This is a genomic window from Mycoplasma tauri, assembly GCF_016925555.1.
Lineage (GTDB): Bacteria > Bacillota_I > Bacilli_A > Mycoplasmatales > Metamycoplasmataceae > Mycoplasmopsis > Mycoplasmopsis tauri.
The window spans coordinates 239526-258656 of the sequence record NZ_CP070479.1; the positions used below are offsets into that span (position 1 = coordinate 239526).

General features: G+C 26.3%; 20 protein-coding genes. 17 read left to right on the plus strand and 3 right to left on the minus strand.

Annotated elements, in window-relative coordinates; genetic code table 4:
- The first annotated feature begins 53 nt into the window (after nucleotides 1–53).
- Nucleotides 54–797, plus strand: coding sequence for a hypothetical protein (locus JS510_RS01040; RefSeq protein ID WP_205517524.1), 744 nt, complete (start codon nucleotides 54–56; stop codon nucleotides 795–797).
- 143 nt (nucleotides 798–940) lie between these two features.
- Here JS510_RS01040 and JS510_RS01045 read toward each other — a convergent pair whose 3' ends face one another.
- Nucleotides 941–1705, minus strand: coding sequence for an MAGa3780 family membrane protein (locus tag JS510_RS01045; protein WP_205517525.1), 765 nt, complete (start codon nucleotides 1703–1705; stop codon nucleotides 941–943).
- 271 nt (nucleotides 1706–1976) lie between these two features.
- Here JS510_RS01045 and JS510_RS01050 point away from each other — a divergent pair, with 271 nt between their 5' ends.
- From JS510_RS01050 to JS510_RS01060, 3 genes are all read left to right on the plus strand, one after another.
- On the plus strand, nucleotides 1977–2792 hold the full coding sequence (locus tag JS510_RS01050) for a Bax inhibitor-1/YccA family protein (RefSeq protein WP_205517526.1): 816 nt from the start codon (nucleotides 1977–1979) through the stop codon (nucleotides 2790–2792).
- 377 nt (nucleotides 2793–3169) lie between these two features.
- Nucleotides 3170–4642, plus strand: a complete 1473-nt coding sequence (gene secY / locus JS510_RS01055; protein ID WP_205517527.1) for a preprotein translocase subunit SecY — start codon at nucleotides 3170–3172, stop codon at nucleotides 4640–4642.
- On the plus strand, nucleotides 4636–5298 hold the full coding sequence (locus JS510_RS01060) for an adenylate kinase family protein (RefSeq protein WP_223659077.1): 663 nt from the start codon (nucleotides 4636–4638) through the stop codon (nucleotides 5296–5298). The genes secY and JS510_RS01060 overlap by 7 nt, the downstream gene beginning before the upstream one ends.
- Before the next feature lie 99 nt (nucleotides 5299–5397).
- On the opposite strand, the gene galE is transcribed toward JS510_RS01060, so the two are convergent.
- Complete coding sequence (gene galE / locus JS510_RS01065) at nucleotides 5398–6405, minus strand: UDP-glucose 4-epimerase GalE (RefSeq protein WP_205517528.1); 1008 nt, start codon at nucleotides 6403–6405, stop codon at nucleotides 5398–5400.
- A gap of 164 nt (nucleotides 6406–6569) precedes the next feature.
- Between galE and JS510_RS01070 the strand changes: the two genes are divergently transcribed.
- The 11 genes from JS510_RS01070 (at nucleotide 6570) to JS510_RS01120 (ending at nucleotide 13916) form a co-directional block, all read left to right on the plus strand.
- Entirely contained in the window at nucleotides 6570–7574 is a 1005-nt protein-coding gene (locus JS510_RS01070) for a glycosyltransferase family 2 protein (protein ID WP_205517529.1), read from the plus strand.
- A 241-nt stretch (nucleotides 7575–7815) separates the two neighbouring features.
- A complete protein-coding gene (gene map / locus JS510_RS01075; RefSeq protein ID WP_205517530.1) occupies nucleotides 7816–8565 on the plus strand; it encodes a type I methionyl aminopeptidase in 750 nt (249 codons plus the stop codon).
- Between the two features lie 3 nt (nucleotides 8566–8568).
- On the plus strand, nucleotides 8569–8787 hold the full coding sequence (infA, locus tag JS510_RS01080) for a translation initiation factor IF-1 (RefSeq protein ID WP_205517531.1): 219 nt from the start codon (nucleotides 8569–8571) through the stop codon (nucleotides 8785–8787).
- A gap of 11 nt (nucleotides 8788–8798) precedes the next feature.
- Entirely contained in the window at nucleotides 8799–8912 is a 114-nt protein-coding gene (gene rpmJ, locus JS510_RS01085; protein ID WP_205517532.1) for a 50S ribosomal protein L36, read from the plus strand.
- A gap of 7 nt (nucleotides 8913–8919) precedes the next feature.
- On the plus strand, nucleotides 8920–9291 hold the full coding sequence (gene rpsM, locus JS510_RS01090) for a 30S ribosomal protein S13 (protein ID WP_205517533.1): 372 nt from the start codon (nucleotides 8920–8922) through the stop codon (nucleotides 9289–9291).
- Nucleotides 9292–9304: 13 nt separating this feature from the next.
- Nucleotides 9305–9691: a 30S ribosomal protein S11 gene (rpsK, locus tag JS510_RS01095; protein WP_205517534.1), complete on the plus strand. Its 387-nt coding sequence runs from the start codon at nucleotides 9305–9307 to the stop codon at nucleotides 9689–9691.
- Between the two features lie 16 nt (nucleotides 9692–9707).
- Nucleotides 9708–10718, plus strand: coding sequence for a DNA-directed RNA polymerase subunit alpha (locus JS510_RS01100; protein WP_205517535.1), 1011 nt, complete (start codon nucleotides 9708–9710; stop codon nucleotides 10716–10718).
- Nucleotides 10718–11083, plus strand: a complete 366-nt coding sequence (gene rplQ / locus JS510_RS01105; protein ID WP_205517536.1) for a 50S ribosomal protein L17 — start codon at nucleotides 10718–10720, stop codon at nucleotides 11081–11083. The genes JS510_RS01100 and rplQ overlap by 1 nt, the downstream gene beginning before the upstream one ends.
- A 180-nt stretch (nucleotides 11084–11263) precedes the next feature.
- Nucleotides 11264–12061 (plus strand): energy-coupling factor transporter ATPase, encoded by a 798-nt coding sequence (locus JS510_RS01110; RefSeq protein ID WP_205517537.1) that lies wholly within the window; start codon nucleotides 11264–11266, stop codon nucleotides 12059–12061.
- Nucleotides 12052–13011: an energy-coupling factor transporter ATPase gene (locus JS510_RS01115; protein WP_205517538.1), complete on the plus strand. Its 960-nt coding sequence runs from the start codon at nucleotides 12052–12054 to the stop codon at nucleotides 13009–13011. The genes JS510_RS01110 and JS510_RS01115 overlap by 10 nt, the downstream gene beginning before the upstream one ends.
- A complete protein-coding gene (locus JS510_RS01120; protein ID WP_205517539.1) occupies nucleotides 13011–13916 on the plus strand; it encodes an energy-coupling factor transporter transmembrane component T family protein in 906 nt (301 codons plus the stop codon). Before JS510_RS01115 ends, JS510_RS01120 begins: the two co-directional genes overlap by 1 nt.
- 71 nt (nucleotides 13917–13987) lie before the next feature.
- On the opposite strand, the gene JS510_RS01125 is transcribed toward JS510_RS01120, so the two are convergent.
- Nucleotides 13988–15055, minus strand: a complete 1068-nt coding sequence (locus JS510_RS01125) for an MAG5150 family histidine triad lipoprotein (RefSeq protein WP_205517540.1) — start codon at nucleotides 15053–15055, stop codon at nucleotides 13988–13990.
- Nucleotides 15056–15182: 127 nt separating this feature from the next.
- On the opposite strand from JS510_RS01125, the gene tpiA reads away from it, so the two are divergent.
- On the plus strand, nucleotides 15183–15950 hold the full coding sequence (gene tpiA / locus JS510_RS01130) for a triose-phosphate isomerase (RefSeq protein WP_205517541.1): 768 nt from the start codon (nucleotides 15183–15185) through the stop codon (nucleotides 15948–15950).
- A 159-nt stretch (nucleotides 15951–16109) separates the two neighbouring features.
- A complete protein-coding gene (locus JS510_RS01135; protein WP_205517542.1) occupies nucleotides 16110–18794 on the plus strand; it encodes a coiled-coil domain-containing protein in 2685 nt (894 codons plus the stop codon).
- Nucleotides 18795–19131: the final 337 nt, after the last annotated feature.

The following is a 19131-nucleotide window of genomic DNA, read 5'->3' on the forward strand; positions in this document are numbered from 1 at the left end:
ATACTGTAAATAAAAAGTTATATAGAATTACTGATAGTAATACTAATACTTATGTGGAAGATGAATTAAATCCTGATTTTAATATTAAATTTATTTTGCCTCAGGTGTTCATCTATCAACAATCTACCCAAGTAAAAGGTGATACAAGTAGACAATTTATAAGATTAAGATTTGAAGATGAGAAACGACTAGTTGTTGAAGTTGTATCTCCTGCTCAACTTGTTGTTGGTGCTTTAAATTATCAAGCTAATAAAAATACAATTCATCTTGAAAATGGTGTTCCTAAACAAGAGTGAGCTATGCCAACAGCTCTACTAACAACAATTAAATTTGAATTTGATTGAAATGAAATTACTAAAAATTTATCAATGTTTATTTCTAGATATGAAACATATCATGTTGCAAAAGATAAAAAACTAAAAGCTAATGGAAATGAAAGTTGAATAGATGAATCTGTGAAATATCAAACTGATTCCGGATTTGAAGCAACAGTATGAAAAGATAATGATTTTGCAAAATGATTAGTAATAAATAATAACATTTGAAAATCTCCTAAAGGCAATTCAGATGAATCACCAGTTAATCAATCTGATCAGCATTTACGTGTAACAGAACTCAACGATAAAGAAGGATATCCAAAAGATGATAAAATTATTGTTAAAAATTCTTTATTTGCTGGCAGATACATTTGAAGAGACAGCAATAATGAACAAAAAGTATTAGAAGGAGCTAAAGCCTTAAACATATACAACACAGGTATTGAAAAATTCGAATTTAAAGATATTAAAGAAAATTAAAAAAATATAAGAAAAACTTAAGTATGCTTGAGTTTTTTTATACTTTTTATTAATGTAATTACTATTAAGTTTTTTGAAAAATATTAAAAAAATAATGAGTTTTCGCAGGCTCATTATTTTAAAAAAATCATTTTTTTACTAGTTTATATCTTTATTTGTTTTATTTTTTTAGGGTTTGAATTTTCAAATTTTATTTTTAAAATTGATTTTCAGAAGAAAATTAAAGCTATAGGTAAAAGTGTAGCTATTAATAAAATTAAAATATTTAATGATATTATCACATATAAGTTATTAGATTTATAAAATAAAGGATATACGAAATCTAAAAATGTATAAATTATTGCTCCACGTCCTTTTACAATTTTGTTATATGATCCTCAATATAAAAATATTGCAAATAATAAATAAAATAGTGAAGTTAGAACAGAAACAGAAATGGTTTTTTTATCAATAGTAATTTCCTTACGCATAATAATTAAGAATACAAAACCAACTATTGGATGTATTGCATGAGTAATAATTGATTTTATTGCATTATAATATGGAGCTTTTCATGTTTTTTTGTCATGAGATATTAATGCTCAATAAACTATAAATGTTATGGTTATAAATACAACAGAGAGAAAAAACATTCGTTTTATTTTCATTGATTCTCTTTCAAGGCCTACTAAAATAAGCATTATGCCAAGAAAAATATTACTTAGGTATGTAAAGAAAAACAAACTTGAAAAATGTTTAAATACTGCTTGCAAGCGAGGAGTATTTGCAATAATGTTATATTTTTCATCATAATAAGTTGTAGCATTTAAAATTATAAAAATAAAAGTTAGTAAAAGAACTATGCTTCCAGAAATTAATAATGCTATATCTAATTTTTTATTGCTATTTTTAAATTCTTTTTTTGTCATTGAACTATTATATACCATTTAATATTTGTTTTTTACACTTAAAAAATCACTATTAATAAAATTAATTTTATTTTTTAAATTCAAAATCTTATTAAAAACTAATATTTTTGAAAGGAAATTTTTAATTACAACTATAAAAAAATAAGAAAATATATTGAATTATTTAAGAAAATAAACAATCAAAATAATTTACTAAAAAACCTATAAAACAGACATTAAATAAAATGAATATATAAATTTAAATGCCAGTAATTTAATATATAATTGAATCATGGAAAATAAAACAATGAAAGAAAATCAAAATAATTTTTTTGGTAGTGGTGCTCCTAAGATTTATAATAGGTCATCAACTAAGAGAAAAAACGCAATATTAGGATTGTCAATTTGCTGATTTATATATGCAATTACTATTGCTTTTATAACTGCAATAATTGTTATTACTTTTGCGAATGCTTTTTTCAAGAGTATACAAAATAACTTACCAGCAATTATTACCTTAGTTATAGCATTTATTGTATTTTTGATATGTATGATTGTAGAACATATACATGGTCCAAGATTAAATTTTTGAGTTCAATTTACCTTAATAACAATTTCAATGATAGGACTAGGATTCTTTCTTTTATCTGGTGCTTTAATCATTCTATTAGATACATATAACAAAGATTTTAATAACTTTGCAGCTATATCTAAAACAATTCTTGTTGTATTAGCACCATTACTTTTTATGGCTTTAATGGGACTTTTAGCTTATTATGACAAAATAAAAATAAACCTTTTATATTCATTTTTAATGGTTGTTGGAATTGGAATGATTTTTATATTCATATTATCATTCTTTGTGTGAAATAGCTGATTAAATGCAGTTTTTCCTGTACTAGGTTTTGCACTTGTTTGTGGTTATATGGCATTTGATTTATGACTTATTACAAGATATAACAAGGCATATGCTAGGACACAAAGCAACAGTCCATTATTAAGTAAGGAAGTTAATAGGTTAGTCATTTACTTTGGCTTCTCTTTAGCTTATAATTACATTATTGCATTATATTACTTAGCCAGAATAATTGCTAAATTTAGAAATTAAAAAATTATCAAAATGGGAGATGTAAAAATCTCCTTTTTTATTAACACATATATAAAAAATAACTTTCAAAAACAAAACTAAAATTATTCTTATGACTTTTTCATATAGTTAAAAATTAATGCTTATTTATGCACAAACTATGCTTTTAAAGATCTTGATTTATCAATTATGAATTTTACTAAAAACCCAATAAATAAGGCTTTTAATAAATAAAGTACTTCGAACAATTATTACATTAATAAATTAGTTTTTTTGATTATTTTGTTTTGTTTTATAATATATTAGTCTTATTATTTAATTTTAATATTAAAATACAACACCGTGTTTATAGTAAGCAAATTAAATAGGAATTACATTTAATTTTGTAAAGGAGAGAAATGAAAGGTGCAAGTTTAAAAACTCGAGAGTTTTTTTATAAATTTGGCAAAAAGTGAAATGATTTTTGAAGCACTAAAGAAATACTTAAAAAGTTTCTATATACCTTGCTTTTATTGGCCATTTATTTAATTATGACAAGTATCAAGTCACCATTTGTAAGTTTTGCTAATATTAGGGGAATTGATGGTGATACATTCTTAAGTACACTTAACTTGATTGGCGGTGGTGGCCTTAGGCAATTTTCATTAGTAGCTTTAGGGATAAGTCCATTTATTAATGCTTCATTGATTATGTCGCTTTTACAAACAAGAGCATTTCCAGCAGTGATGAAATTATCACAAAGCGGACCAGAAGGAAGAAGAAAAATTAATATTATTACAAGAGTTTTAACAATAGTTTTAGCCTTCCCACAATCATTTATGCTTACAAAAGCGCTTAGTGCAGGTGATAATCCTTTTATTAAAATTAATACTTATGGAATGAACATTGATCTTGTATCATATTTCCTCCTTCCATTAATTCTTATTGGTGGCTCTCTATTTTCACTTTTTATAGCTGAGCAAATTACAAACAAAGGTATTGGTAATGGTACTAGTTTAATTATTTTTGTTGGTATTGCATTCCAATTACCTACACAGTTTCAAACAGCATGAGGATTTTATCTTAGTGAATCTGCAACATCAGCTGCTGTTGTAGGCGCATTTAAATTCCTTACATATTTATTTGTTTACTTGTTGCTTTTATTTGTTATTACAATGGTTTACTTAGCTGAAAGACACATTCCTATTCAACAAATTGGTGCGGGTAGAAGTAAAAATATTAAAGACATGGGTAAATTACCTATTAAATTAAATCCTGCCGGTGTTATGCCAATGATTTTTGCTTCAATGATTGTCTCATTACCAATGCTTATAGCTAGAATATTACCTAAGTCAAATACTGGTGGATTGTGAATAAGAGAAAATATGGACTTCTCACAACCTTTAGGGCTTACCCTTTTAGTTGTTTTCACATTCTTCTTCACATTCATTATGGGGCTTCAACAATCAAGAGTTGATAAGATAGCAGAAGACTTTGCTAAAAATTCAACATTTATTCCAGGAATTCAGCCAGGAGAACAAACAGAAGATTATTTAATTGGTATAGTAATGAGACTTTCATTATTTAGCTCATTTTATCTTGTACTTCTTGTTTCATTTCAGTATTTAATGATTATTATCTTGTCTGTACCTACAGCAATGGCTTTTGGCGGAACAGGAATGATGATTCTTGCATCAGTTTCACTTGAAACAATTGATCAGTTTAAAGCAAGAATCAAGTCAAGTCAATTATCAAAACAAAAGAGAATATCAAGAATGGTTTCTGAAAACATTTCTGAACAAAAAACAAACTCAGATACTTTATCAAACAACAATAATATTAGTAAAAAGAATGTCAATTTACCTAACAACGAGGATGGCTTATTATGATAAAAAGTAAAAAAATATTTCCTAATTTAATATTTATGGGTCCTCCAGGTGTTGGAAAAGGGACAATAGCAGCTATTATTGCAGATGAATATCAACTTGTTCATCTTTCAACAGGTAATGTTTTCAGAGCTGAAATAAGTTCAAAAAGCGAATTAGGCCTTAAAGTAGCTAAAATAGTTGAATCAGGAGGCTATGTTCCTGATGATATAACAAACGAAATTGTTAAAAAGGCATTGGATTTTTATTCTTCACAAGGCAAGATTGTAATTCTTGATGGCTATCCAAGAACAATTTCTCAAAGTGAATTTCTTGATTCTATTCCTAATTTTAACTACGAAGTTATTGAGCTTCATGCGCCTGATGATTTGATACTAAAAAGACTTAATGGTAGACGTTTTTGTCCAAATTGTAAAGCAAGTTTTCATGTCGATTTTATGCCATCAACAAAAGGCAATTATTGTGATAAGTGTGATAGTGAATTAATGACTAGAAAAGATGATTCTCTTGAATCTATTAAAAAACGTCAAGAGGTTTACAAAAGTCAAACTGAGCCATTACTTAATTATTATAGTGAAAAAGGAAATATTCATACCTTTGATGCATCAGGCAATGCAGAAAATACAGCTCATTTAATTGTAAAAACAATTGAACACTTATAATATTTCAAAACACATTGTTAATGCTATTTGCAGAATTTAAAATAAGCTTTCCATTAATTGATATAAAAATGCACCCAATATTTCTTGGTTGCATTTTATTTAATAATTTTTAGCATCTAAATGAGCTTTACGAAATTCAATTTCTGTTTCAACTATTTCTTCAATTGTGGTGTAAATTTTATAATTTAACCCATTGCATAATTTTTCATTTGATGCAACCAACATGTCAGGATCTCCATTACGCCTTGCTCCAAATTCTATATTTAACTTTTTATTTAGTTTTCTTTCAAAAGCTTTTACTATTTCTAAGTTTGAATATCCTTTTGAGCTACCAACATTGTAGTAAAATGATTTATTTTCTTTAATCATTTTCTTGGCCACTAAAATATGTAATTGAGCCAACTCAACAACATAAATATAATCTCTTATACATGTACCATCGAATGTTGTATAATCATTGCCAAAAATTTTAAATTCAGGAATTAATCCGAAAACATAATAACTTAAAGCAGGAATTATGTGTGTAGGCTTTTTATTATCTTTAGTTAAATAACCTATTTTTTTGCTTCTAGATGCGCCAGCAACATTAAAATATCTCAAAAATGTATATTTGAAATTAGGATTTGAAACTGCATAATCAACAATTATTTCTTCACCAAAAAATTTTGTTTTGCCATATGGACTAACAGGATTTTTTAAATCATCCTCACAAAAATACCCATTATGTTGTGAATTATTGCCATAAACTGCAGCTGACGATGAAAATACAAGATTATTAACATCATATTTTTTCATTGTTTTTAAAACATTAATAAGTCCTTGTATATTAGTTTCATAATATTTTAAGGGATGTTCAACACTTTCGCCAACTTTTATAAGCCCTGCCAAATAGATAACTACGTCAATTTTGTTATCTTTAAATGTTTTATCTAACATATCAATGTCTAAAATATCGCCCTGAATAAATTTATTTTTTACATCAACGAATTCTCTAAATCCTGTTGATAAATTGTCATAGATAATAGCATTATCTTCACCTTCAATATTAATTTGTTCAGCTACATGACTACCAATATAACCAGCGCCACCAATAAGTAAATATGTCATAACTCTCCTTTATTTTTAAAAATAAAATCAATGTCTTTTTGCAAATTGTTTGAATATTTAGTAGAATAACCATATGATTTATTCATAAGTCGAAGCAAAAAAATTGTTATTAATTAAATTTGTAATAAGATTATAATCTTTTATTCAAAAATAAAGGAGTTAATATGCATAATAAACCAAAAATAAGTGTACTTATACCTTGTCACAACATTGAAGAAAAACCTTATTTTTCATTAAAAAGTGTATTAAAAAATCGCTATGAAAATATGGAAATACTATTATTAAATGACTATTCAACTGACAATACATTGAAAATTTTAGAAAATTATGCTAAGGAAGATAAAAGAATTAAAGTATATGATTTGAAAGATTATTATGAACATGTTGGGCTTGGATTTAATAGCCACTTTTTAGCAGAGAAATCAACTGGGGATTATTTTATTTTCGTTGATGACGATGACAAAATTAGTTCGAAAATGATAGAAAAATTTGTTGAAAACATGGATCAAGATTACGATGTTCTAGCTTGTGGATATAAAATCAGCATGCAAGTTTCTAAAAGTAGGTATTGTAGAACATTCACTTTTCCACTTTTTCGTAGATTTAATTACAATAATCCAATAGAATTTTGTATATTTGGAGACATATACCGATGGGCAAAAATGATTAAAAGATCTTATTATTTTGATTTAGTTGAAAAGTATGGTTTAAAATTCGATGGTTCAATTTATGAAGATGTTAGATATACTTGAATGATCCTTTTATCAGCTTCAAAGTTTAAATTTTTAAATAAAAAACTTCTAACATATCAACTGAGAAAAAACTCTATTAACACAAGTGTTAAGGATATATATAAAAAAATAGACACTCTATTTGACTCTTATGATTATGCAATAGACCAAATAAAAAGATTAAATTTATTAGACTCAAGTGAAAAATTTTCATTGTTAAAAAGCACATTTTTAATCTGGCCTTTATCATTTTCATATTGAAGTCGTTTTTTACAAGGCATATCAAAAAAAGAATATAAGCAAAAAGTTCATGAAAGAATTCAAAGGTTTATAGATCGTAATGATATTAAACTTTCAAACAAATATTTAAAACCTTTATCTAAATTCTTTTATAAGCATGCACTAAAGATTTTTAATTTAAAAGAAAAAAATAACTAATAAAATTAAATTGTTGCTTAGAACATTATAGTTTTAAGCATATTTTTTTATTACATAATAATTACTAAAAAATCTATTTTATAGGTATTTTTGAATTTATCAAATATAAGCTCCTAGCTTTTTTATTGTTAGTATTTACTTTAAGAATGAATAGAATTATAAATTCTATTTTATTTTCAAAGCTAAAGCTTTTTTATGATAAAATAAATATTATTTTATTTGCATCTTTAAGGAGGCTATCATGATTACAGTTAAAAGTACTCGTGAAATAGAACTAATTACTAAAAGTTGCAAAATCTTGGCAGAGGTCAAATCAGTTTTATATGATCTTGTAAGACCAGGCGTTTCATTAAAAGAAATTGATCGTCATGCTTTTAATGAAATAGTAAAAAGAGGTGCTCAACCTGCATTTAAAGGTCTTTATGGCTTTCCAGCCACAGCTTGCATCTCTGTTAATGACGAATTGATTCATGGCATTCCATCAAATTATGTAATTAAAGATGGGGATGTTGTAAAAATTGATCTAGGTTGCACTTATCAAGGATACAATAGTGATTCTGCCTTTACAAAAGGTGTTGGAAACATAAGTGAAAATGATAAGAAAATAATAAGAGTTGCTAAAGAATCTTTTGAAGCAGGATTAGCTGCTATTAAAAAAGGTGCCAGAATAGGCGACATAAGTTATGCAATTGGTCAAGTAATCAAAAAAAATAATTTATACACACCAGATGAGTATTGTGGTCATGGAATAGGTAGAGAAGTTCACGAAGAACCTAATGTTTTTAATGATGGTAAAAAAGGAACTGGTCCGCTATTACGTGATGGCATGGTTATTTGCATAGAACCAATGATTTTACAAAAAAGCAAAAGGATATATGTAAAAAAGGATAAATGAACAGTAGTTAGTGCTGAACATTTGAATTCCGCACATTATGAACATACCGTTTTAATAAAAAATGGGAAAGGTGTTGTATTAACGAAAGGAATCTAATAAATGGCTAAAGACGCTATTAAAATTAGAGCAAAAGTTAAAGAAATTTATTCAACGGATGAATATTTAGTTGAACTTGAAAGTGGTCAGGAAATTAAAGCTAATATCTCAGGTAAAATGCGTGTAAATCACATTAGAATCTTACCTGGCGATGAAGTAGATGTAGAACTTAGTCCATACAATTTACTTCGGGGCAGAATTACCTATCGCCACAATAAATAAGGAGACTAGTTATGAAAGTTAGAGCAAGCGTAAAGAAGATGTGCAAAGACTGTCGTATTATTAAAAGAAAAGGTGTTATTAGAGTTATTTGCTCTATTCCAAAACACAAACAAAGACAAGGATAGGATATAAATGGCTAGAATTTTAAATATTGAAATACCAAACAATAAACGTGTTGTTATTTCATTAACATACATTTATGGTATCGGTAGAACAAAGGCACAAGAAATTTGTGCACAAGCAAAAATTGACGAAAACATCAGAGTTAAAGATTTATCAGAAACACAATTAAGTGTAATAAGAGAAATTGCAAAAGGCTATGTTACAGAAGGCGATTTACGTAGAGAAACTTCATTAAACATCAAACGTTTAATGGAAATTAAATGCTACAGAGGCATTCGTCATCGTAAAGGATTACCAGTTAGAGGTCAAAGCACAAAGAGTAATGCTCGTACAAGAAAAGGACCAAGAAAAACTGTTGCTGGTAAGAAATCAACTAAATAGTTAGGGAGAAGTTATGGCTAAAAAAACAAAGAAAAAGAACATAACCAATGGTGTTGCTCACATCCATTCAACTAATCAAAATACAATCGTAACATTTGCTGATGAACAAGGTAATGTAATTGCATGAAGTAGTTCTGGTGCTATCGGTTATAAAGGTACAAAGAAAAAAACACCTTATGCAGCTGGTTTAGCAGCTCAAGCAGCTTCTGAAGCAGCTAAAGAACAAGGTATTAGAAGTGTTAGAGTTGAACTTAAAGGTTTAGGTTCAGGTAAAGATGCGGCTCGTAAACAAATTGAAGTGTCAGGAATTACAGTTACAGAAATTAAAGATGTGACCCCAGTTCCTCACAATGGAACAAGACCTCCAAAACGTATTCTTAAACGCGAAAAAATGAAATAAAAGGAGAGTATAACTTATGGAAAGAATGTCTAAATTAGATTACTTACAAGTAGGTAACTCTGCAAATGAAAATAATCCAAATGAAGTTACATTTTCACTTAAACCACTTGAAAGAGGATTCGGTAATACACTTGCTGTAGCTCTTAGAAGAGTCGTTTTATCAAATATAACTTCACTTGCTTTATTTGCGATTAGAATCGAAAATGTAAGTCATGAATTTCAAACAATTTCAGGTATTGTAGAAGATGTTACTGCAATAATTATGAATCTTAGAAAAGTTAAGTTCTCATATGACCCTGAATTTATCGATGATGGAAAAATTATTAAAGCTACTTTGAAATCAGATCAAATTGGTGTTGTAACATCAAAAAGCATTGATGTTGAAAACCCATCTGTAGAAATTATTAATAAAAGCCAAGAGATTGCAACAATTCAAAAAGGTACATTGAACATTGAACTTTACTTGCGTCCAGGCAGAGGGTTTGTTTCTAATGAAGAAAACAAGAAGTTCATTCAAAATGACTCATTATTTGCTTCAAAAATTGAATCAAATATCAAAAAAGGCTTATTTATAGCTACAGACAGCAATTTTAGTCCAATTGAAAAAGTTAAATATGATGTTCAAGAATTAAACTCATCAAGCAACAAAATTGAAGAAGAGTTATTATTCACTATAACAACTGATGGTACTGTAAGTGCAAAAAATGCTCTTGCACAAGCATCTGAGATTTTAATTGCTCATATTGCTATTATTGGTGATGTTGATAAAATGTCTGCTGATATTTTTGTAGAAGAGAAAGAAATTAAGTCTGATGTTATTGAAAATGATCTTGACATTAGCCAATTAGGTCTTTCAGTTCGTTCATTGAACGCCCTTAGAAGAATTGGCAAAATGAAGGCATCTGAAGTAGCAGCTATGACTTGAGAAGAATTAGAACAAACTAAAAATCTTGGTCGTAAATCACTTGATGAAATTCAAGAGTGTTTGAAATTAAATGGCTTTACTCTTAGTAAAGGAGATGAATAATGGCAAATCCAACACAAATTTATAGTCGTGACACTAAATGAAGAAAAGGTGTTTTAAGAACACTTGTAAGTGAATTATTTGCAAAAGGTCGTATTACAACAACTTTAACAAGAGCTAAAGAATTACGTAGACATGCTGAAAAACTTATTACAAAAGCTAAAAAACCTACATTAGCTAACCGTCGTATGGTTGCAAGTTTCTTGCGTTCTACAATGGTAAATGAAAAGGTAGATGTACTTAAACACTTATTTGACACAATTGCACCCGCATATGCTAACAGAAACGGCGGATACACAAGAATTTATAAACTTGTTAACCGTTTAGGCGACAATGCGCCTATGGCTATCATTGAATTAGTTAAATAATTCATTAAAATTTCATCCATGAATAATTATTACTAAAAAATTCAAGTTTCATCTTGAGTTTTTTATTTATTTTTGGCTATAAAATAGGTAAATAAGTAAATTTTATTGATGTCATTATTTCAAGCAATAATATTAAATTTTTGTGCCATTAAAAATAACTTTAATAATATAATTAAGTTTATGATAAAGATTAAAAATTTAGTATTTAAATATCCCCGTTCAAAAAAGAATGCTATAAACAAATTAAATTTTGAAATTGAAAAAGGAAAATATATTGCTATTTTAGGACACAATGGTTCAGGCAAAAGTACATTTTCAAAACTTTTAGTAGCTCTTTATAAACCAGAAGCAGGGACAATTCAAATTGATTCAACGGTTATTGAAAAGAAAACTATTAGAGAAATCAGAAAAAAAGTAGGAATTATTTTCCAAAATCCTGATAATCAATTTATTGGCGCATCAATTGAAGATGATATTGCTTTTGGTCTTGAAAATAAACTTATGCCACGTAAAGAAATGAAACCTATTATTGAAAAACTTTCTGCATTAGTAGGAATGGATAAATATTTGTCAAAAACCCCACAATCACTTTCTGGCGGTCAAAAACAAAGAGTTGCAATAGCGTCTGTTTTAGCTCTTGATCCTGAAATAATTATTTTTGATGAAGTAACTAGTATGCTTGATCCATTAGGAAAAAGAAAAATACTTGAAATTATCCGTGATATTCAAAAACAAAAGAATAAAACTTTGATTTCAATAACTCATGATATGGATGAAGCTATATTAGCTGATGAGTGTTTAGTGTTTTCAGGTGGTGAATTAGTTGCCCAAGGAACACCAAGCGAAATTTTAAATAACAAAGAGATTATTGAACTTGCTAAAATTGACTCACCATTCATTTATAAACTAAGCGAAAAAATAAATGGCATTAAACCAACATATGATGAGAAGGAGTTGTTAGAACAATTATGCAAATAAACATTAAAAATTTATCACACTCTTTTTTATCAAAAACACCAGCAGAATTCAAGGCCGTTAATAGTGCTTCATGTGTTATTAATCAGGGTGAATTCATAGGAATAATAGGACAGACAGGTAGTGGTAAAACAACATTTATTGAACATTTAAATGGTTTAATATTACCTACTGAAGGCTCTATAGAATGAATTTTTCAAAACGAAAAATTTGACAAGGAAACAAAAACAAATACTAAATTTATGGATAAAGTAATTGTTGATTTAAATCCAACAAAAGTCCGTAACAATAAAGTTAAAAAACCAAAAAAAGTAAAGAAAATAAAACAAGCTAAATCAATTCGCAAAAGAGTAGGTGTTGTTTTTCAATTTGCTGAATATCAGCTATTTGAAGAGACTATTGAAAAAGATATAGCCTTTGGCCCTCGTAGTTTTGGTGTAGGAAAAAAAGAAGCTTTTGAAAGAGCTAAAAAATATTTACTTGAAGTTGGGCTTGATGAAACTTACCTTAAAAAATCTCCTTTTGACCTATCTGGCGGTCAAAAAAGAAGAGTAGCTCTTGCAGGAATATTAGCTATGGAGCCTGATTTTTTAATAGCTGATGAGCCAACAGCAGGACTAGATCCTGTAGGTGTTGTTGAAATTCTTAATATCTTTAAAAAATTACACGAAAAAGGCAAGACAATAATAATTGTCACGCACGATCTTGACAATGTATTAGAATATACACAAAGAGTTCTAGTATTTAAAGAAGGTTCTATTGTTCGAGATGGTGAAACTTATGAAGTTTTAAAAGATGTTGATTTCTTGAACAAAAATTACATGGAGCCACCTAAGCTTTTAGCATTTACTTCTAAATTACAAGCTAATAATATTCCTGTGCCAAAAGTAAAATCTATTGATGATTTAGCCACTTTTTTAAATAAGTTTTTAAAAGAAAAGGAGGTTAAATAATGAATGGCAATTATAGTCGTTATGTAATGCAAAATTCTTTTGTTCACAAACTAGATCCAAGATTCAAAATAATTTTTGCAGTTATTTATATTATTATTACATTTATAGCTTATGATTTTATTACTTTAGCGATTCTTCTTGCTCCTATTATTGTTCTTCATATAATAGCCACTAAAAATGTTACTTCATTGTTTAAATTTATGATAATGCCTCTTTTTATTGGTTTTTTCATTTTTTGAGTGAACATTTACACTATGAAATACAAGATATATGAACCAGATGGTTCATGAACTAATGAATATGCTAAATTGAAAGATTGATATCCTTTTCCTATTTCACTTGGTGGTGATTTTCATATTTCATGAGAAGCTATAGCCAGAACACTTGGATTAATGCTAAGAGTTTACATTTTAATAATTGTTACTACTCTTATGGTTGCTACAACTCAACCAACCTTGTTATCTAGAGCACTTGAAGATTTATTTTTACCTCTTAAATTATTATTTATACCGACACATGTCATTGTAATGATTATTTATATTGCACTTAGATTTATTCCTACATTGTTAGAAGAAGCTAAAAGAATAACTAAGGCACAAGCTAGCAGAGGTGTTGATTATAAAAATGGTAAATTTAAGGACAAAGTTAAATCATTTACAACATTAATTATTCCATTATTTGTAAGTGCTTTTTCTAAAGCTGAAGATCTATCAAATGCAATGGAAACTAGAGGATATGATCCTTATGCAAAGAGAACTAAATATAGAATAATAATTCCAACTTGACGTGATTTAATATTATTCATTCTTACAATATTTGTTGTTGTTTATGTTGCTCTTATTCGTGAACAAATTTGACCATGAAGCAATTTAGATTTTCAAATTAATGCATCATTTAACTATTAATAACATGATAATAAAAATACAAACTTTGTTGGTTTGTATTTTTTTATTGCCTTATTTATAGATATATAAGACTAATTATTAAATATTTTCTTTATTTGATCTCGTGTCAATTTAGCTTCTTGTGCTATTTGAATTAAAACTTTTCTTACTGCATATAATTTTTTATATGCCTCACTTGATTTTTGATATAAAGGAGACAAAAAATTTGATTCTGTGAATTTAAATAAGTTATTAATTCTTGATACAAGCTCTTCAAATTTTGCAAGCAATTCATTATTATTTTTTTCTTTTAATTTAGCTTTAATATTTTCAACATTTTTTACAAAATTAACATTTTGATGACTATTAAGTTTAGAGTTATTTTTAAAATTATTAAATAATGTTAGATAGTTAAGTGTTTCCCATAACATATTATATGTTGCATGAGAATGGTTATGATCAATAGAAGCTGAATTATAATTATTGCTATTATAATTTTTGAATTTAGCATTAATAAATTCGTCTTTGTCAACTAATTTATTCTTATTAGAATCAATAAATAAAATAGAAAGATTACTATAATCGCTTTCAATTCAATTAGCCCATTCTTCAGACTTAAATAAAACCCCTTTTAAATTATCATCAAAAGCTTTAAAAATAATTTTTGAGTTATCATCAAATTCTTTGTTAGTAAAATAATTTAAGAATTGATTTAAATTATTTTGAAATTGTTTATTAAAATCTTTTATTATTGTGCTAAGTGATTCAAAAAGATTTTTAATTATAAATTCATCTGAATAATCAAAAAAAGTGTTTCTTATAATATTTAAAAATTCAGCATCATTTTTAGATTCATCATAAAAATTCTTCATCAACTTATCTAATTGTTCATTATTATTTTTGCCCAAAAATAGATCAATAATTTTTTCTTTAAAATCGTTATTTGATTCATAATTATTGTCTATTTTGTTTGCAAAAAAATTATTTTTTACATTTTTGATTTCATTTTTATATTCCATAATCAGATTATTTAAGTTATTATTAGAACTTTCAGGTTTTTTATCTTTACTTTTTGAGCTATTGCCACAACTAACTAATATTAATGGTAATGCTATTGTGCTTATGTTTAGTGTTAAAAGTTTTTTGTATGTATTTTTCATTTTTTTATCCTTATTTTATTATTATTACTTATTTAAAAATTAATATGTGAATTATGATAAAAATTATCAATTTTCTATTTTGAATTAAAATTATTATAATGTTTATTTTATAACGTAAGGAGAAAATATGAAGAGATTTTATGTTATTGGAAATTGAAAGATGCACAAGACTTTCACAGAAACTCTTGAATTCTTTGAGTTATTTCAATATTCTTACAAAAAATATTTGAAAAACAATCCTAATTTAGCGCCTTATGTTAATAATAATGTTTTTGCAGTAGCTCCTGCCCATTGTAATCTTGCTTCTTATTTTACTAATAAGGTGCCAGAATTAAAATTATGTAGCCAAAATATGTCAAAAAATGAAGAAGGGGCATTTACAGGGGAAGTTAGTGCTAGAATGTTACAAGATTTAAATGTAACTTTTGCAATCTGTGGGCATTCTGAACGTAGAATGTATCATTCAAGCCATGAAAATGATGAAAGCATTAACAAAAAAATTATTCAGTGCGTAAAATACAATATAACTCCAATTATTTGCGTTGGAGAATCTAGAGAAGCACACTCTTCAGGAAACACAAAAGAGGCTATTAGAAAACAATTAAGAGTATTGCTTAATGAAGTTAATATTGAAAAAGTAGTTATAGCATATGAGCCAATATGATCAATAGGCTCTGGAAAAACACCTACACCAAGTGAAGTTGAAAATGTTTGTGCTATGATTCATGAATTGACTAGTCCTAATATACCTGTTTTGTATGGTGGAAGTGTTAATGCTAATAATGTCAATGATTTTGTAAACTTGGATAATGTGAATGGTTTTTTGGTAGGATCTGCAAGTTTAGAAATTGACTCATTTCTTAAGCTTATTTCTGTTAATGCGGGAGACAAATAATAAAACTGTCAATTTTGACAGTTTTTTACTAAAAAAATAATATTTTAAGGAATTTTTTATATGTTCTATATTATGAAATATTTTAAAGTGTTAACTTTGTTATAATTATTTCATTAAATATAGATAAGTCTACTTTTAATTAGTAAAAGAGGAATTTATATGAATAAATTTAAAAAAATTTTGATTGCTGCATCTGCTGGAATTTTAATAGCAGCAGGAGCAATTTCTTTACCTTTTATCATATCTAATAAAAACAATGAATCATCTAAACAAAGAGAAAATTCAAATAATAATAATAATAAACTAGATTTTGAAACAAAATTTAAAAATTTAGTTAAACAAATTAATGAGTCTAAAAATATCAATGAAACACAAAAAAGTGACCTTAATAATTTAATTAGCGAAATAAACACTCTCAGAGACAAAAAAGATAAAACATGAATTCCAAAAGTTAATGAACTTGAAGAAAAATTTAACAAATACTCTGTTAAAAAAGCTGAATTAGAGAATTTGAACTCAGAAGAATCTACAGCTGAAACAAAATTTAAAAATTTAGTTAAACAAATTAATGAGTCTAAAAATATCAATGAAACACAAAAAAGTGATCTTGATAATTTAATTAGCGAAATAAACACTCTCAAAGACAAAAAAGATAAAACATGAATTCCAAAAGTTAATGAACTTGAAGAAAAATTTAACAAATACTCTGTTAAAAAAGCTGAATTAGAGAATTCGGACTCAGAAGAATCTACAGCTGAAACAAAATTTAAAAATCTAGTTAAACAAATTAACGAGTCTAAAAATATCAATGAAACACAAAAAAGTGATCTTAATAATCTAATTAGTGAAATAAACACTCTCAAAGACAAAAAAGATAAAACATGAATTCCAAAAGTTAATGAACTTGAAGAGAAATTTAACAAATACTCTGTTAAAAAAGCAGAATTAGAGAATTTGGACTCAGAAGAATCTACAGCTGAAACAAAATTTAAAAATTTAGTTAAACAAATTAATGAGTCTAAAAATATCAATGAAACACAAAAAAGTGATCTAAATAATTTAATTAGCGAAATAAACACTCTCAGAGACAAAAAAGATAAAACATGAATTCCAAAAGTTGATCAGTTAGAGGAGCATTTTAATAGAATTAATCAGCAAAATTTACAAAGTCTAAAAAAAGAATTAGAAGAAATAAATAAAGAGCGTGAAAAAACAATTATTGATCTTAATGCTAAGCTAATTGAGCATTGAAAAAATGAAGATTGATATGATAGAACAACATATTTAAAAGATGAAGAAATAAAATTTGTTAATAAGTTAAAGGAACAAACATTAAAACAAATAGTTAATTTACAAGATGAAGCTAATAAAGCAGAAAATCAAAATATTGATAAAATACAATCTTTTATTAACCTTGCTAAAGAAAACAATGAATATATTAAAGAATGGTTTGCTATTTTTAATATATATAAAGAAAAAACTATTTTTGAAGAATTATCTTTTAATTATGTTTTCTTAAAAACTATTGACGAATATAAGCAATTTATGGAAGAATTGGATAAAAATCTAGATAAAATAAATAAAGAAATAAATCTAATAATTAATAATGGAGAGAACACACCAACTGTTGAAGAATTCAAAAAATATGTTGAAGCACATGATAATTTAAAAAAGATTGTAGATGATGAATATCATAAATTAGAAGAAAAAACTAAAGCCATAGATTTAAAAGAAGAATTGAGAAAAGTTGTAACATGATACGAAAAGTCATTCCCATTTATTGAACCTTATTGATATGTTGCTTTAACAAAAGAAGAGTTATTTTCTCGTTGACTTCGTGATAGGCATAATGAATTAAATCAATTTTATAATTTCAATATAAAATCTGTATACGAAAATGATAAAAAAATAAAAGAACTTGAAAATATGGAAAGAATAAAGCTTTTATTTGATATAGAACATTTTAAAAAGTCTGTCATTGAAAGTAAAGATAATTATTTAAAATCTAAAGAATATGAAGATGATGAAAAATTTCAGAAACATAAAGTAAAAGATCCATTAACTGTTTTTAATTATTTTAAAAAATGAAAAGAAATCATTGAGTCAGAAGAATTGAAAGAATACTTAAAAAATGATAAATATGAAAACGCCATTCAAATATACAAAAAAGATGGTAAAACGGAACCAGTTGAAAATGGCGAATATGAAATTTATTGAAAAATAGATGATATTTCAATTTGAGAAAATGAAAAATTTGAAGAATTAAAAAGAATAACTACCCCAAGCGATACAAATAAACCAATACTAGTTAAAAAGAATAGATATAGATTTTTACAAGATGTAGTTTATAAAGGCATGGTGGCAAATGATGCTGATTCCTATTTTATATATAGAATTTATGACAAACTATATGCATGAGCTTCTCAATTTATTAGTATTTGAGGGCAAGAATTAACAAAGATATCTTCTTTGATGATAAAACCTAATGATGAATCTTCAAGTCAAATTAATAAAAATATTTTTAATTTGACTCAAGAAGAATTTTTACAAAATTATACTAGAGAATATTTAAATGAATTATGTAAGTTTGCTGACCGAAATGAATATGCAATTGTCGAATACATTAAAGAAATTATTTTAAGAAAATTTGAAGAATATAAATCTACTGATAAAAAAACGCAAATTAATAATTATTGAAGACCAAAATTAGATTCAATTTATAATGAATTTGTTAAAAGAGATAATGAAAATTCTTTTATTAAAATGCAAGCTAAAAGTGCAGATGAAATATTAGATTTTAGAAAAGAATTCGAAACATGACTAGCGCAAGTTGAAAACAACTAGTTCTATAAAAAAATATAATATGTTTGGATATGATTTTAAGTTATCAATTAAAATAGTGATACTTAAACAAAAGCAGCTGAAGAAAAATTTAAAAATGATGAAAAAATCAAACAATTTTAAAGAAAAATAGATTGCTAAATAATGATGAATGTAATGACTTGTTTATTGAACGTGAAAAAGTTATTAAGCAAATTGAAACTGATAAATAGTATAACTTATATAGCTATACTTTTTTTATTAACTTTAACATAAGCATAATTTAATTGCATGCACAAATCAGTAAACAAATTCATAACGTTTATAAAAGGAAGATTTATAAAATATTTTAATTAAAAGT